Here is a 15,307-nt window from a genome sequence, read left to right as displayed (position 1 = left end):
CCGGGCGCCGCCATCCGGCAGCTTGGCTTACGGCGCATGAGCGCCGGGCCGGCGGTCGCCGGCCTCCACCAGCATGAGTCAGAAAATCATGCTGGCGGCATCACGGCGCCGGTGGAGCGGGTTCCGCCGCCGGTGCCGCGACAGGGGCCGGCGGCAGCACCGTCAGGGTGCCCGCCGCGGTACGGGCATAACGGCTGCCATCGTTCAGATCGTCCAGGCGGGCCGACGGCAGGGTGAAGTTACCCTGGGTGACGGCGCGCGCCAGATAGACCAGACGGAAATTGCCGCTGTCGGGCATGCCGTCCAGGGCGGCCACAAACCGGTCGTCGCGGAATTCCACCAGGGCCGCTTCTGACAGGGTGCCCAGCCAGGACAGATCGCCCAACTGCGCGCTGCCGGCCAGCCGCACATTCTCCACCACCAGCCCGGCGGGCAGCGGGTCGATCAGCAGCAGCGGACCCGTCAGCGGCTGCTCGGCCTTGCCCTCCAGCACCACGACCAGCAGGTCGCCGGCGCGGATGTTCTTCAGGTTGGCGGGCCGTCCCTTCCCATCCTTGAACTGGCGGGTCAGCGTCAAGCCACCCGCCGCTTCCGCCTTGTCCGGGGTGGACAGGATGCCTGCGATGGTGGTCAAGGTGCGGACCGGCGCATCGCCCCGGTTGGCGACGGACAGAGACGCCCCATCAGCCAGCGCGCGCAACAGCGGGCCGTTATTGCCCGTCACCGCCTGCCCATCCACGGTCAGGTTGAGGGCCGGGCCGCGGGTGGCCAGGGCCTGTGCCGCCAGCAGCAGCCAGGCTCGTTCCTGCGTGGCGACCAAGGCCGGATCGCGCAGCATACCGGCCAGGGTATTCTCCTCCGCCTGGATACGGGCGGGATCGGCATTGGCCGCAATCAGCAGGGCCAGCGTCGCCGCACGGTCGCGCAGCGGGCTGCCGAAATCACGCACGCCCGCCACACCCGGCAACGGATCATCCAGACGCGACAGGATATCCCCCGCCCGCTGCCCATCGCCCAGGATGGCGAAGGCGGCTGCGATCTGGGCCCGCGCCAGACGGGTGGGAACACGGGCCTGGAACGTTTCCTGGAAGAAGCGCAGCGGCGTGGCGTCGATGGCGCGGGCGCGCGCGGCAACATAGAGCGCATAGGCGCGTGCCGGCAGTTCCGCATCCTCCACCCAGCGATTGCCGATGGAGCGGACCAGCCAGTCCATGCCGCGACGATAGCCATCTTCGGGCACGGTGAAGCCTGCCTCCCGCGCACGGGTCAGCACATCCAGGGAGAACGCGGTCAGCCAGGGATCGGCGGGGCCTTCATGCGACCACAGCGAGAAGGCACCATCGGCCCGCTGCCGCCCGATCAGCCGTTCAACCAGATCGTCGGCCTTGGCCTTCAGCTTGTCATCCGCCGGCAGGCCCAGCGCCTTCTGCCAGTCATTGGCACCGGGCAGCGGCAACAGTCGCGAGGCAATCTGATCCGCTGAGCCAAAGGGCCGGGCATCAATCAGCAGCAGATGGGTCAGCGCGTCCAGCGTGTCATGCGTGCTGGCCATGGCCAGCTTCCACGAGGCACCGGCAATGGCACCATCCGGCTTCGGCACCGCCAAGGCCACCGTCTGGCCGGGGGCGATCTGGCCGCGCACCTGCGTTGCCGCAACGGCGTGGGCCGGGCGGATATTAAGGGGGAAGCGGCGGGTCAGGCTGTAACCTTCGGGACCCGTCACATTGACGACCAACACACCATAGCCGGGGTCGCCGGCCACCAGGGTACGGTCAATGGACAGCTTGCGGCCCCGGGCCAGCGCCTGGAAGCTGGTTTCGGCCTTGCCGCCTTCCAGCTTCACCGGCCCTTCCGCCGACAACGACACCTTGTAGGCACCGCGCACGGGACCCGACACATTTTCCAGGTTCAGGGAGATGCGCGCCCTGTCGCCCGGCGCCAGGAAACCCGGCAGGGTCATATCGGTGGCGATGTCGTCGCGCACATCCAAGGCACCCTTGCCCACGCCGACCTTGGCATCGGACCAGGCGACGGCGATCAGGGAAAGGCGGCCCGCCATGTCGGGCAGGACAAGATTGACCTCCGCCTTGCCATCGGCACCAACCGTCACCACACCGGAATGCAGCGCCGTTACGGGACCGCTGCGCGGGGCCGTCGTGATGCGGGTGCCGCCCTTGTCCTTGTCGCCGCCATTGGCGGGGGCGGATGCGGCGGTATTGTCGGGATTGACCAGACGGCCATAGACATCGCGCAGTTCCACGGCAAGCCGGCGCTTGCCCAAAAACCAGCCGACGGGATCGGCGGCCTGCGTATCTGGCAGGCGGGCCACGCTTTCATCCACCGCCGTCACCAGCAGGCGGATGATCGATCCCGGTTCCGCCCCCGTCACCGTCACGGGCAACTTTACACTCCCGCGCGGATGCACCGCCGGCTGTTCGGCGATGGCAACCGACAGGGAACGGTCGGCGGGATCGACAGCAACCCAGCCCATGCCCAAGGCACGGCGCGGCGGCGTGCGGTTGCCGGCATCGGCGGGCGCGAAGGACGTGGCCAACACATAGGCGCCGGCTGTAATGTCATCGGGCAGCGGCAGTTCGACGAAGGCCCCCTCCGTCCCGATCTCGCTGACCAGCGTGTGGCGGATGGCGCGGTCGGCCAGCGCGATGGCCACCGTCCCGGCATAGGGCGGGCGCACGAAGACGCGCACCTTCTGACCCGGTTTGTGCAGGGGTTCCTGCACCTTCACCTCTACCGCGTCCGGCGTATCGGCCAGCTTGGCCGATACCCACCAACCGGCGGAGAAACGCACCGACGAGGCGATGCCCGTGGCCGGATCAAACACTTCCAGCCGGTAACGTCCGGCGCGGACCTGTTCCTCAATGGTGGCCGGCTGACTGGCGGCGACATTGATCGATCCGCCCGTCAGGCGGCGGTCCTTCACGATGGTGCGGTATTCCCAGCGGCCATCGGCGGCGTACCATTCATAATCATATTCTTCTTCGAACAGGTCCCAGGTCAGGCCGTTACGGGCGACCTTCTGCCCATCCGGGGCCACGGCCAGGACGTCGACGGCCACCGTCGCCCCTTCGGGCACGGCATCACCGCTAAAATTCGGCTTCAGACCCAGGGTGAAGGGCTGGAACTCCACCGGCAGGACCAATTCCTGATCGACCGAGCGGCCACCGACATCATGCAGCGTGGCGCGCAGCACCGCCTCCAGCCGGCGGCTGGTATCGGGTAACTTACCCAGGTCGAAGGTCAGGACCGCCTTGCCATCGGCACCCGTGGTAAAGCCGGGCAGTGCCCGCCTTTCAGGGGCCAGCCCCTGCTGCGCCAGACCGAACCGATACCCGTCCAGACCGGGGCGCGGCCTGTCGGTGGGGCGCAGGGTCAACGTCATCTCACCGGGCAGCAAGCCGGCAGCCCCGCCATTCAGGTAGCGGGCATCAATGGTCAGCCCGACCTTGCCATCGGCGCCGATGCGGGCGCGGTCAGCGGTCAGGTCGAAACCGATGCGGGCGGGAGCAACCTCCCCCACATTGAACCGGGTCTGGCCCACGGGCGGGCCGTTGGGGTCCAGATGCGCCGTCGCGGTCCAGCGGCCCGAGGGTGCGTTGGCGGGCAATTCCACACGCCAGACATGGGCACCGGCCCCACCATCATCAACCAGCCGGCGCTCCACCTCCAGCCCATCCGGGCGCACTACCTTGAAGGTCAGCTTCTGTCCCGGCAGCGCCTTGGCGTCGGCGTCGCGCAGCAGGGCCGTCAGCCAGACCGGATCACCGGGGCGATAGGCCCCGCGCTCGGGGAACAGATAGGCATCGGCATTGCCGGTCAGCAGGCGCCCGCCATCACCCTTGCCAATCAATTCCACCGCCGGCGCGCCGAAATCCAGCAGGGAGAAGCCGCCATCGGGCGTGGAGGCGAACAGGGCCTGGGGGGCGGCCTCATTGGTGCCACCCACCTGGGACGCGTCGAATCGGGCCAGACCATCGGCACCGGTGACCGCCCGACCCAGTTCCCGCTTGTCACGGGCCACCAGACGCAGTTCGACACCGGCCTGCGGCTTGGCCGAAGACAGGCTGCGCGCGAAGACATACAGGCCGTTGCCGGCCTTGAAGCTGGTCAGGCCCAGGTCGGAAACGACGAACCATTGCGTGGCGCGCTTGTCCCAGGCCTGGAAGGACAGGGCCGCATCCTCCGCCACCGCGACATAGACGCCGGGGGCCAGATCACCGATCACGGCATCGATGGGAAAGGCGATCTGGGCGGCCTTGTTCCGCTCACCCCCAATGGCCATCTCCCCGCGCCAGACGCGCTCCCCCTTCTGGTCCAGGACGTCGCCGATCTCGAACTCGGTCATGGTTTGGTTGGAGCGGCCATAATAGAGCTGCTCCACCAGGGCGCGGTCATTAAGGCGCAGCACCGTCAGGCGCGCCCGTTCCACATTCACCCCGCGCAGCGGCAGCCCCTCTGCATCCACGCGCGGCAGGATATAGCCCTGGCCGCGGAAGGACAGGCTGGGCTTGCGGTCGGGCACGGCCAGATCGCGGCTGATGGCGTCGGTCAGCTTTTCCTTGGCGCCTGCCGCCGGCAGGCCGGCATTGATGGTAACGGCATAGCGCTGACCATGTTTGAGGCCGTCCAGGCACAGGCTCTGATCACGCACCACGATGGACACGCCCTGCGCCGGCTCCACCGTCACGAACCGCGTCAGTTCAGTGCTGCGGCCACGCGGGCGCGGCAGGGGGCGGGAGAAGGCGAAACAGGCCTGCGGCTTGTCCCGTTCAGCGGCGATCTCGACCCCCGTCAGCTCAAACGGGCGTGTCTCCGGCCCGGCCTTTGGCGGGGCGGCGGGTGGCGGCGCCCCCTCCTGCGCGGCAAGAGCGGCGGGCGCCAGGAGAAGACCCGTGGCGAACAGCAGTGCGTGAATGCGCGGCATATTGATCGGAATGCGGATGACGGGAGGGAACATGCATAGCATGAAACGCCGGGATTATGGCGTCACAACGGCCAGAGGACGCTGTTTTCAAGCAGTTTGCAACAAGGTCGTTGGCATGACGCCGTTCCACAGGCCCGCGATACCGCGTTTCATTGCCTGATCCCCGCCATCATGTTAGCGCCATACTGGTCCAACATTGCTTGCCATGCCAGAGGTCCCATGACAGACGCCGATGACAGCCAGGTGCCGCAGCGCCGCGTGCCACAGCTGGACTGGCCCCGGCTGATCCTCTGGCTGGGCGGATTCGCGCTGCTGGGGCCGGCGCTTTGGAATGGCTTTCCCATCGTGTTCTTCGACACGGCCGGCTACATCAAGCGTGTGCTGGATTGGGACCTGGAGCCGGGCCGGTCCTTCTTCTATAGTCTATTCCTCTATGTCACGTCGGGCGGCTGGTTCAGTTTCTGGGGACCGATCCTGGCGCAGGCGGGGGCGACCCTGTGGCTGATCCATCTGCTGCTGCGCGTGCATCGGATCGGGTTCCGTGACTGGCCGCTGCGGCAGGTCACGGGGGCGGTGGCCATCGCGCTGTCGGCCCTGACGGGTGTGTCCTGGTATGTAGCGCAGGTGATGCCGGATATCCTGCTGCCCTTGCTGGTCCTCTGTTTCTGGCTGCTGTCCTTCCGCTGGAACGATCTGGACTGGCGGGAAAGGCTGGGCGTGGCGGCCATCGGCCTGCTGGCCCTGCTGTCGCACATGTCCTCCATGGCGCTGGCCGGTGGGCTGGTGCTGACCATCGCGGCGGCCAAGGGGCTGGACCGCTGGCGGGGTTGGGGCCTGTCACCGCGCGTCTGGCCGGCGGCGGCCCTGCTGGCCCTGTCGGTCGTGGCCATGCCGACCCTGCATATGGCCCTGATCGGCAAGCCGGGCTTCACGCCGGGTGGCCCCGTCTTCATCTTCGGGCGGCTGGTGCAAGATGGACTGGCGCAGCGTTACCTGACCGACCATTGCCCTGACCCAACCATCAAGCTGTGTGCCTTTAAGGGCAATCTGCCGGCCACCGCCGACGATTTCATCTGGCACAAGGACAGCCCGTTTGTCGCCATTGGCGGTTGGGATAGTGCCGGCCCGGAACTGTCGCGGCTGGTGGGTGGCATCGTCAGCGCCTATCCGGGTGCCTTCCTGTCCACGGCCCTGGTCGCCACCAAGGATCAGTTGCTGATGGTCCAGACCGGCGATGGGCTGGATGAATGGCAGGAGGTGACGCGCTGGATCTTCCGCGCCTTCATGGCCGACGGCATGCACCAAGCCTTTGCCGGGGCCAAGCAGCAGCGGCAGAAGACGACGCAGGACCTATTCGACGCACTGAACCTCATACATGTGCCGATGGCGCATCTGTCGGGTCTGGGCTTGATTCTGGTTGCCGCCTGGGGCTTTCGCACGGGCCGGCGTGATCTGGCGGCGCTGGCCCTGTTCGTCCTGATCGCGCTGATCGGCAATGCCTTCATCAATGGCGCCCTGTCCAACCCGCATGACCGGTATCAAAGCCGCATCGTCTGGCTGGCGACCCTGGTCGTGGGGGTGGCGGCGCTGCGGGCCATCATGCCGCCACGGTCAGGGGCGGCAGGCTGATCGCCTGGATTTCCCGCACCAGGAAATCAATCAGGGGCTGGATCGGACCATCCTTGGCCCGATCCTCCCCGAATACCGCCGTTTCCACCGGGTCCAGCGCCGGGAACCCATCGGCGGGACCCAGCACCCGCAGACCGGGGACCAGGGCACCCGCGCCCAGGCAGGTCACACCCAGCCCAGCCAGGGCCGCCGCCCGTACCGCCATGAAGGACCCGCTGGCATAGGTCGTGTGCCAGGGGCGCCCCGCCCGTTCCAGCGCGGCCACGGCGCGGGTCCGGTAGATGCAGGGGTCGGGCAGCAGGCATAGGGGCACCGGCGCATCCCCGGCTTCCGCCCGCCAGTCGCTGGACGCCACCCAGACCACGGGTTCGCGCCACAGGAACCGGCCCTGTGGCCCCGTCTCGTTGCGCTTGGCGATCACCACGTCCAGGCGACCCTCGGCAATCTCCTGCACCATATCGCTGCCCAGACCCACGGTCACATCTAGGCGGACGCGCGGATGGGCGCGGCGGAACCGGGCCAGCAGCAGGGGCAAATGTTCGGGCGCGAAATATTCGGCCACCCCGAACCGCACCAGCCCCGCCGCCTCGGGCGCCATCAGGCGCGCTACCGTCTCATCATTCAGGGCCAGCAGCCGGCGGGCATAGGAGAGCAGCAACTCCCCCTCCCCCGTCAGGGTCATAGCCCGGCCCGTGCGGTCGAACAGGCTGCGGCCCAGCGTGGCCTCCAGCCGTTTGATCTTCATGCTGATGGCCGATTGCGTGCGGTGCAGCCGTTCGGCCGCTGCCGTGAAGCCATCATGATCGACAATGGCCACAAAGGCCCGCAACGCATCCATATCCAGATCGGTCAAACGGCCCAGCATCATCACAATCCTTGATTATCTCCATAAAGATAATTCGTTTCCCTTATTCAAAGGTCAAGCCCATCCTGTTGTCATGACACGGGCCAATGGCCCCAACCCGATGGAGATGATGATGAAGGCGGTCCTGCTGAAGGATTTCGGTGGTGTGGACAATCTGGAACTGGCCGAGGTGCCGACACCCGTGGCGGGGCCGGGGCAGGTTCTGGTCAAGATCCATGCGGCCAGCGTGAACCCGGTCGATACCAAAATCCGCAAGAATGGCCGCGCCATTGCCGCCGACCTGCCCTCCATCCTGGGCTGTGACATGGCCGGCACTGTGGTGGCCCTGGGCGAGGGCGTCAGCGGCTTTACCGTCGGGCAGGCCGTCTATGGCTGTGTCGGCGGGGTGAAGGGGTTGCAGGGAACCTATGCGGAGTATGTGGCCGCCGATGCCAAACTGCTGGCGCCGGCCCCTGCCGGCCTGTCGCTGCGGGATGCCGCCGCCCTGCCGCTGGTCACCCTGACGGCGTGGGAGGCACTGGTGGACCGGGCACGGGTGCAGCCGGGACAGAAGGTGCTGATCCATGGCGGGGCCGGCGGTGTCGGCCATATCGCCATCCAGATCGCCAAGCTGCAGGGCGCGCATGTCACCACCACCGTTTCTTCCGATGAAAAGGCCGATCTGGCCCGGTCCTTCGGCGCGGACGAGGTGGTGAATTACCGGACCGAAGCGGTGGAGGCCTATGTCGCCCGCCTGACGGGCGGCCAGGGCTTCGACATCGTGCTGGACGCCACCGGCGGCAGCGATATCGCCACCAGCTTTGGCGCCGCCCGGTTCAACGGGCAGGTGGTGACCATCGTGGCGGGGTACAGCGCCGACCTGTCGCCCATGCATGGCAAGGGGTTGAGCCTGCATGTCGTCTTCATGCTGCTGCCCATGCTGTACGACCATGGCTTTGCCATTGACCGCGCGCATCAGGGCAAGGTTCTGGCCGATACCGCCAGCAAGCTGCGCCCCCTGGTCGATCCCACCCGCTTCACCCTGGCCGATATTGGTGCCGCCCATACGCGGCTGGAGGATGGCAAGGCGCAGGGCAAGCTGGTGATCGATGTGGCGTGATCCCTGCTTCAACAGGGCGCATTGAAATATTGCCCTTGATCCGCCACTTTGTTGCATGAACATTGTTCTCTGGCGAAGGTTTCGGCCTTGGCCCCGCGTATAAGGCTTAGCTGCCCTGGGCTCGCCCTTGGGCAGTTAAGCGGCTGGTGACCACCAGCCCGGCGCCCATGCGCCGTAAGCCCAAGCTGCCGGAAGGCAGCGCCCGGCGCATGAGGGAACGTGAAGACAGGGGCGGTGCGGCCGGCGGCACGGGAATGATGCCGGTGACAGATTGCGTCAAGGAGCGTAGGTCATGAAATTCAACCGTCAAACGACCATCCGGGGCCTGATTGCCGCCGGCGCGCTGCTGGGGCTTTCGGCCTGCGCCAATCCGCAGGCCGATCAGGCCGCCTATGCCCAGCAGGCCTTTGTCGGCATGCCCAAACAGACCCTGCTGTCCTGCGCCGGCGTGCCGACGCGCAGCGCCAGCGTCGACAATGTCGATTACTACACCTACACGTCGGAACGGCTGGTCACCACGCCCGCCCCCGGCCCGCATTTCGGCTTCGGTTACGGCTATGGCTACCGCCGCCCCTGGTCGCCCTGGGGCTGGGGTGTCGGCTTTGACGATTACCCGGAAACCGAAACCCGCGACTGTCAGGCCACCTTCACCCTGAAGGACGGCGTGGTGCAGCGCATCGTCTATAACAGCGCCAGCGACGGCCAGGCTGCCCGCCTGGGCCAGTGCTACCGCATCGTCGAAAACTGCCTGGCCCTGATCCCGCAGCAGCAGAGCCAGCAGGGGAAGTAAAGCCCGGCTGCCCGACCTGTCGTTTTGAGGAAAAGCCCGACGGATCACTCCGCCGGGCTTTTTTCATGGCCGCACGGCGCGCCATGCCGACCGGTCCCGTGCAACGGAATGCAACACAAAATAAAGGGGTGTTTCATCACCCATGGCTGTTCCACACCGACAGCACGGGGCGTCGGCAGGGGGAAGGCGCATGGGTGGCGTTGATGGTACCAGGGTAGCAGAACCCGCCCCGGAAGTCAGCGGTTAGGGTGGGGTAGGGGTGGTGGAACAAGTCCCCAGATCGACCAAAGGCCCGCCAGCTTGGCGATCAACGGGTCATGTCGTACCATGGCCACAGTATGGGCAGGAGGTGCGCGATGGCCGTCACGACCATATCCAGCCGGGAGTTGAACCAAGACCTGGGCAAAGCGAAGCGCGCCGCCACGCTGAACCCCGTCATCATCACCGACCGGGGCAAACCGGCTTTTGTGCTGCTGTCTTACACCGAGTATCAGCGGCTAAGCGGGGCTACGCCGGGCCGCAATCTGGTAGAGGCACTGTCCATGCCCGACCTGTCGGAGATCGGGTTTGATCCCCCCAAGGCGGATATAAGGTCACGCCCGGCGGACCTTTCCTGATGTATCTCCTGGATACGAATGTCATTTCGGAGTTGCCGAAGCTGGGCGATGGCCGGGCCGATGCCAATGTGACGGCGTGGTTGGCGGACCGGGATGCCAGCAGCTTTTTCATATCCGTGATCACACTGATGGAACTGGAGAGCTAAGGTAAATTTTCACTTTCATTTGGATGTATTGCTTCGAGTTTTTCGCGGTAATTATGCGCAATTAATCAGGAAAGAAAGAGGGTTCTGGTATGAAACTGCACTTATTGATTGACACATCGGTCTGGTTGGATCTTGCCAAAGATTACCAGCAGTTACCGCTCCTCGACGCACTTGCAGTCATGAAGGATGCTGGCGAATTGGCCCTGATCGTTCCTCAAGTAGTGGTTGACGAGTTTGATCGCAACAAAGAGCGGGTGATTGCCGACAGCAAGCGCAGCCTATCCAGCCATTTCAAATTAGTCCGGGAAGCATTGTTGAAGTTTGCCCCAGAAGAAGGCCGCAAAACAACGCTAGAGCAAGTTAACGACGTTGACCATCGCATAGCCACGGGCGGCGAGGCGATGAATGACGCCATCGACATTATCGAGAAGATGTTCGCTTCGAGTGAGAAAATCGAGATTACAGATGCGGTTAAGGCGCGAGCCGCAGATCGAGCTATCCTGAAGGTCGCTCCCTTCCACAGGCAGCGCAATGGCATTGATGATGCCATTCTGATCGAAGCTTACATCGACGCACTCGCTGAGCGCAACGATCCGGAAGACGTGTACGCATTCGTGACCCACAACATCCACGACTTCAGCGATAGGGGCGGAGATACTCGATTACCACATACAGACCTCGCACCGCTGTTCGATGGAACAACATCGCGATACGCCACGAACCTCGGCCCGTTGATGGGAGAGTTCGCGGACGACATACTCGAAGGAACGCGCTTCGAACGCGAGTACCATGCGGAGCCGCGCAAGTTGTCGGAATTGCTTGAAGCCGAGGATAAGCTAACCCAGCAGATTTGGTATGGTCGGAAGTGGGGAATCATCGCTCGTGTTGAGAGCGGCAAAGAAAGGCGGGTTCCGCGAGAAGTGTGGGATGCAGCGACTCCAGAGGAACAGCGGAACATGATCGTGGACACAATCTGGGACGGGATGCTCGCCGCGATGAAGCGTACAGAGGAAACGTTCCCAGATGAGCTAGGTCCCTGGACCGACTTCGAGTGGGGGATGCTCAGTGGCAAATTGTCGGCGATTAGGTGGGTATTAGGGGACGAATGGGACATGCTCGACACTTAGGACGCCCCCCCAAAAAAAGCCCGGCGGATCGCTCCGCCGGGCTTTTTCTTGTCTCCACCACCGCCGGTCAACCCGGCGATGGGCACAACAACAAGCCTTACTCCGCCGCTGCCGGGGCAGCGAGGTTGCGGAGCACGTACTGCAAAATGCCGCCATTCTTGAAGTAGTCGACCTCGTCCAGCGTGTCGATACGGCAGAACAGGTTGACGGTTTCCTTCGACCCGTCGGCGCGGGTGATGGTCAGCTTCAGGTCCATGTGCGGCTTCAGGCCGGCTTCCACGCCTTCGATGTCGAAGGTCTCGGTGCCGTCCAGCTTCAGGGTGTGGCGGTTCACGCCGGCCGGGTACTGGAGCGGCAGGATGCCCATGCCGACCAGATTGGACCGGTGGATACGCTCGAAGCTTTCGGCCACAACGGCGGACACGCCCAGCAGGCGGGTGCCCTTGGCGGCCCAGTCACGCGACGAACCGGTGCCATATTCCTGACCGGCGAACACGACCAGGGGCGTGCCCTCTGCCTGATACTTCATAGAGGCGTTATAGATCGGCATCACTTCGCCGGTCGGCACATACTTGGTCACGCCACCTTCGACGCCCGGCACCATCTCGTTCTTGATGCGGATATTGGCGAAGGTGCCGCGCATCATGACTTCGTGGTTGCCACGGCGTGCACCATAGCTGTTGAAGTCGGCCACGATCACGCCGTTTTCCAGCAAATATTCACCGGCGGGGCTGGTCTTCTTGATGTTGCCAGCGGGCGAGATATGGTCGGTGGTGATGCTGTCACCCAGGATGGCCAGCGCGCGGGCACCCTTCACGTCGGACACGGAGCCCGGCGTCATGGTGATGCCGTCGAACAGCGGCGGACGCTTGGCGTAGGTCGACTTCTCGTCCCACTTATAGGTCATCCCCTCGACGGTCTTGATCTTCTGCCACTGCTCCGGACCCAGGAAGACGTTGGCATAGCGGCTGACGAACATTTCGCGCGTCAGGAACTGGGAAATCGTGTCCTCGATCTCCTTGTTCGTGGGCCAGATGTCCTTCAGATAGACGTCCTGACCATCCTTGCCCTTACCGATCGGGTCCTTGGAGATGTCCAGGTGCAGCGTGCCGGCCAGGGCATAGGCCACCACCAGCGGCGGGGAGGCCAGGTAGTTGGCGCGGACCTGAGGCGACACGCGGCCTTCGAAGTTGCGGTTGCCGGACAGGACCGAGGCGACGGTCAGCTTGCCCGCATCAACAGCGGCGGCAATCGGGTCCGGCAGCGGGCCGGAATTGCCGATGCAGGTGGTGCAGCCATAGCCGACCAGATTGAAGCCCAACTGGTCCAGGTAGGTCGACAGGCCGGCGGCGTTCAGATAGTCGGTCACGACCTGGGACCCAGGGGCCAGCGAGGGCTTCACCCACGGCTTGGTCTTGAGGCCCAGTTCCACCGCCTTCTTGGCCACCAGACCGGCGGCGAACAGCACCGACGGGTTGGAGGTGTTGGTGCAGCTGGTGATAGCGGCGATCACGACATGGCCGTGATCCAGCTTGTAATCGGCACCGGCGACGTCGGTCGGCTGGCTGACGGGGCGGCCGGCCACGTCACCGGCCAGGAATTCACCGAATTCCTTGGCGACGTTGGACAGCAGCACGCGGTCCTGCGGACGCTTCGGCCCGGCCAGCGACGGCTCCACCGAGCCCAGGTCCAGGTCCAGCGTGTCGGTGAAGACCGGATCGGGCGAGGACGCATCGCGCCACATGCCCTGGGCCTTGGCATAGGCCTCGACCAGCGCCACGCGGTCGGCGTCGCGGCCGGTGAAGTGCAGGAAGCGGATGGTCTCGGCGTCGATCGGGAAAATGCCGCAGGTGGCGCCATATTCCGGGGCCATGTTGGCAATCGTCGCACGGTCGGCCAGCGTCAGCGCGTCCAGGCCGGGGCCATAGAACTCGACAAACTTGCCCACCACCTTCTTCTTGCGCAGCATCTGGGTAACGGTCAGCACCAGATCGGTGGCCGTCGCCCCCTCACGCAGCTTGCCGGTCAGCTTGAAGCCGACGACTTCCGGGATCAGCATGGAGATCGGCTGGCCCAGCATCGCGGCCTCGGCCTCGATACCGCCCACGCCCCAGCCCAGGACGGCCATGCCGTTGACCATGGTGGTATGGCTGTCGGTGCCGACCAGCGTGTCGGGATAGGCCACGGTGGCGCCGGTCTGGTCCGTGTCGGTCCAGACGGTCTGGGCCAGATATTCCAGGTTCACCTGATGGCAGATGCCGGTGCCCGGCGGGACCACGCGGAAATTGTTGAACGCCTTCTGGCCCCAGCGCAGGAACTCGTACCGCTCGCCATTGCGCTGGAATTCCAGCTCAACGTTTTCGTCAAAGGCCTTGGGCGTGCCAAAGCTGTCCACCATCACCGAATGGTCGATGACCAGATCGACAGGCGTCAGCGGGTTGATCTTGGTCGGATCACCACCCAGCGCCACCATGGCCTCACGCATCGCGGCCAGATCGCAGACGGCGGGCACGCCGGTGAAATCCTGCATCAGCACGCGGGCCGGGCGATAGGCGATCTCGCGGTCGGACCGCTTGTCGACCAGCCACTGGGCCACAGCCTTGACATCGTCAACGCTCACCGTGCGCCCATCTTCGAAGCGCAGCAGGTTTTCCAGCAGGACCTTCATCGAGAAGGGCAGGCGCGACACGTCGCCCAGACCGGCCTTCTCCGCTTCGGGAATGCTGAAATAATCAACGGACTTGCCGCCGACGGTAAGCGTGCGGCGGGTCTTCAGGCTGTCATGGCCGGTGAACGTGGACATGGGGGGTGACTCCTCCAACGGGGTCGCGGGGTAAACGGCAGACCGTATCTCGCCCCGGCTCCAGCGTCCGGGACCGTTGATCTGCCAGGATGGCGTTTTCGGAGCGTGGTTTAGCGCTTTTTGCGGTGCGGGGAAAGGGCAGGTTGAGGGGATCAGCCCCCGATTTTTGTACAGATCGAGATGGATTTGCGACTTGTTGCGAAACGATCTTAATTGGGGTCCGATGGTGACGGGCTCGTCAGGGCCGGAACATAGCGGTCCACCTTGATCTCCCCTTCCCGCCGGCGGGCCTGGGCGATGTCGTAGCTGTTCTGCATGCGCATCAATGTGTCCATCGACACGCCAAACGCCTTCTCCAGCCGCAGCGCCATTTCGGAGGAAAGCTGCGTGCGCTCGTTCAGCAGCATGGAAAGCGCAGCCCGTGTGACGCCCAGGATGCTGGCCGCAGCCGTCACCGACAGGTCCAAAGGTTCGATCACCTCGTGCCGGATGAAGCCGCCGGGATGGGCCGGGCTTTTCAGGCGGATGCCGGTGATGGCGTTCATGGCCGTCTCCTAATGATAGTCCACATAGTCCAGATCGATGATCTCAACACCCGCCCGATCAATGGCGAAGGTTAACCGCCAGTTCTTGGTCACATGCAGGCTCCATGTCCCCTTCCGGTCGCCAGTAAGCCGGTGTGCCTTCCAACTCGGCACGGTCGTAAGCTCATCTTCACGCTCCATATCCTGCAGAAAGGACAGTATGCGGATCAGCTTTGGCACAGCGGCAGCCGGCAATCCGCTGGCGTCATCATCCTCCATCAACCGGCGCAGCCCTTTATGGATGACGTTCCTGATGATCACGGAGATATCCGGGATATGTATAGCGTCAAATGACACTATACACGACCTTCGGAATCGACGCATCTGTGATGTCCCCGCCCAAAAGTTTCCCAACCCGGCCCACGCGGATTGGTGAATGGCCCGCCCGCACCACCCGTTTTGAAATAATATCTCTTTTGCCGTGGCACGGTTGACAGGGCGGACTTTTTCACAGAGATGTCATGCCGTCCGCGCGGGATGCGTTCGTTGCATGGCTGATACCATGCGGGGACCGAGGCGCGATGGAGGGACCCTGTCGATGCTGTCTTACACTGTCCGGCGCCTGCTGGAAGCGATCCCGACATTGCTGGTGATCGTGGCCTTGTCGTTCTTCCTGATGCATTCGGCGCCGGGTGGCCCGTTCGACAGCGAACGCGTGCTGCCGCCGGAGATCGAGGCGAACCTGAAGGCGGCCTATAATCTGGA

Annotated in this window: 11 protein-coding genes and 1 pseudogene; 7 read left to right on the top strand and 5 right to left on the bottom strand. The window is 64.7% G+C overall.

Annotated features, from left to right (window positions below):
• Positions 1-100 precede the first annotated feature (100 nt).
• Positions 101-4,975 carry an alpha-2-macroglobulin family protein gene (locus ACT6Q8_RS00060; RefSeq protein WP_444739322.1) on the bottom strand — a complete coding sequence of 1,625 codons (4,875 nt, stop codon included), beginning with the start codon at positions 4,973-4,975 and terminating at the stop codon, positions 101-103.
• A gap of 186 nt (positions 4,976-5,161) precedes the next feature.
• Here ACT6Q8_RS00060 and ACT6Q8_RS00055 point away from each other — a divergent pair, with 186 nt between their 5' ends.
• Positions 5,162-6,571: a hypothetical protein gene (locus tag ACT6Q8_RS00055; protein ID WP_444733867.1), complete on the top strand. Its 1,410-nt coding sequence runs from the start codon at positions 5,162-5,164 to the stop codon at positions 6,569-6,571.
• On the opposite strand, the gene ACT6Q8_RS00050 is transcribed toward ACT6Q8_RS00055, so the two are convergent.
• On the bottom strand, positions 6,540-7,439 hold the full coding sequence (locus ACT6Q8_RS00050) for a LysR substrate-binding domain-containing protein (protein ID WP_444733868.1): 900 nt from the start codon (positions 7,437-7,439) through the stop codon (positions 6,540-6,542). The genes ACT6Q8_RS00055 and ACT6Q8_RS00050 overlap by 32 nt on opposite strands.
• Before the next feature lie 70 nt (positions 7,440-7,509).
• Between ACT6Q8_RS00050 and ACT6Q8_RS00045 the strand changes: the two genes are divergently transcribed.
• From ACT6Q8_RS00045 to ACT6Q8_RS00025, 5 genes are all read left to right on the top strand, one after another.
• Positions 7,510-8,535, top strand: coding sequence for a zinc-dependent alcohol dehydrogenase family protein (locus ACT6Q8_RS00045; protein WP_444733869.1), 1,026 nt, complete (start codon positions 7,510-7,512; stop codon positions 8,533-8,535).
• A 292-nt stretch (positions 8,536-8,827) separates the two neighbouring features.
• Positions 8,828-9,325 (top strand): hypothetical protein, encoded by a 498-nt coding sequence (locus ACT6Q8_RS00040; RefSeq protein ID WP_444733870.1) that lies wholly within the window; start codon positions 8,828-8,830, stop codon positions 9,323-9,325.
• Between the two features lie 356 nt (positions 9,326-9,681).
• On the top strand, positions 9,682-9,942 hold the full coding sequence (locus tag ACT6Q8_RS00035) for a type II toxin-antitoxin system Phd/YefM family antitoxin (RefSeq protein WP_444733871.1): 261 nt from the start codon (positions 9,682-9,684) through the stop codon (positions 9,940-9,942).
• Positions 9,942-10,088, top strand: a complete 147-nt coding sequence (locus tag ACT6Q8_RS00030) for a hypothetical protein (RefSeq protein WP_444733872.1) — start codon at positions 9,942-9,944, stop codon at positions 10,086-10,088. Before ACT6Q8_RS00035 ends, ACT6Q8_RS00030 begins: the two co-directional genes overlap by 1 nt.
• A gap of 89 nt (positions 10,089-10,177) precedes the next feature.
• A complete protein-coding gene (locus ACT6Q8_RS00025; RefSeq protein WP_444733873.1) occupies positions 10,178-11,215 on the top strand; it encodes a PIN domain-containing protein in 1,038 nt (345 codons plus the stop codon).
• A gap of 97 nt (positions 11,216-11,312) precedes the next feature.
• On the opposite strand, the gene acnA is transcribed toward ACT6Q8_RS00025, so the two are convergent.
• From acnA to ACT6Q8_RS00010, 3 genes are all read right to left on the bottom strand, one after another.
• The gene (gene acnA, locus ACT6Q8_RS00020) at positions 11,313-14,018 is read right to left on the bottom strand and encodes an aconitate hydratase AcnA (RefSeq protein ID WP_444733874.1); all 2,706 of its coding nucleotides are present in this window, start codon (positions 14,016-14,018) and stop codon (positions 11,313-11,315) included.
• 209 nt (positions 14,019-14,227) lie between these two features.
• Positions 14,228-14,563 (bottom strand): HigA family addiction module antitoxin, encoded by a 336-nt coding sequence (locus ACT6Q8_RS00015; protein WP_054166784.1) that lies wholly within the window; start codon positions 14,561-14,563, stop codon positions 14,228-14,230.
• A gap of 9 nt (positions 14,564-14,572) precedes the next feature.
• Positions 14,573-14,863, bottom strand: a complete 291-nt coding sequence (locus ACT6Q8_RS00010) for a type II toxin-antitoxin system RelE/ParE family toxin (RefSeq protein ID WP_054166785.1) — start codon at positions 14,861-14,863, stop codon at positions 14,573-14,575.
• Between the two features lie 229 nt (positions 14,864-15,092).
• On the opposite strand from ACT6Q8_RS00010, the pseudogene ACT6Q8_RS00005 reads away from it, so the two are divergent.
• Positions 15,093-15,307, top strand: a pseudogene (locus tag ACT6Q8_RS00005) (hypothetical protein); the annotation flags it as partial.

It is taken from the genome of Niveispirillum sp. (assembly GCF_052437035.1).
Lineage (GTDB): Bacteria > Pseudomonadota > Alphaproteobacteria > Azospirillales > Azospirillaceae > Niveispirillum.
The sequence above is the reverse complement of the archived record's forward strand: the minus strand, read 5'-3'. Positions and strand labels throughout refer to the sequence as shown.

Coding starts and splice junctions, on each gene's coding strand:
- ACT6Q8_RS00060 (WP_444739322.1), bottom strand. CDS start 4,975: ATGTTCCCTCCCGTCATCCGCATTCCGATCAATATGCCGCGCATTCAC.
- ACT6Q8_RS00055 (WP_444733867.1), top strand. CDS start 5,162: ATGACAGACGCCGATGACAGCCAGGTGCCGCAGCGCCGCGTGCCACAG.
- ACT6Q8_RS00050 (WP_444733868.1), bottom strand. CDS start 7,439: ATGATGCTGGGCCGTTTGACCGATCTGGATATGGATGCGTTGCGGGCC.
- ACT6Q8_RS00045 (WP_444733869.1), top strand. CDS start 7,510: ATGACACGGGCCAATGGCCCCAACCCGATGGAGATGATGATGAAGGCG.
- ACT6Q8_RS00040 (WP_444733870.1), top strand. CDS start 8,828: ATGAAATTCAACCGTCAAACGACCATCCGGGGCCTGATTGCCGCCGGC.
- ACT6Q8_RS00035 (WP_444733871.1), top strand. CDS start 9,682: ATGGCCGTCACGACCATATCCAGCCGGGAGTTGAACCAAGACCTGGGC.
- ACT6Q8_RS00030 (WP_444733872.1), top strand. CDS start 9,942: ATGTATCTCCTGGATACGAATGTCATTTCGGAGTTGCCGAAGCTGGGC.
- ACT6Q8_RS00025 (WP_444733873.1), top strand. CDS start 10,178: ATGAAACTGCACTTATTGATTGACACATCGGTCTGGTTGGATCTTGCC.
- acnA (WP_444733874.1), bottom strand. CDS start 14,018: ATGTCCACGTTCACCGGCCATGACAGCCTGAAGACCCGCCGCACGCTT.
- ACT6Q8_RS00015 (WP_054166784.1), bottom strand. CDS start 14,563: ATGAACGCCATCACCGGCATCCGCCTGAAAAGCCCGGCCCATCCCGGC.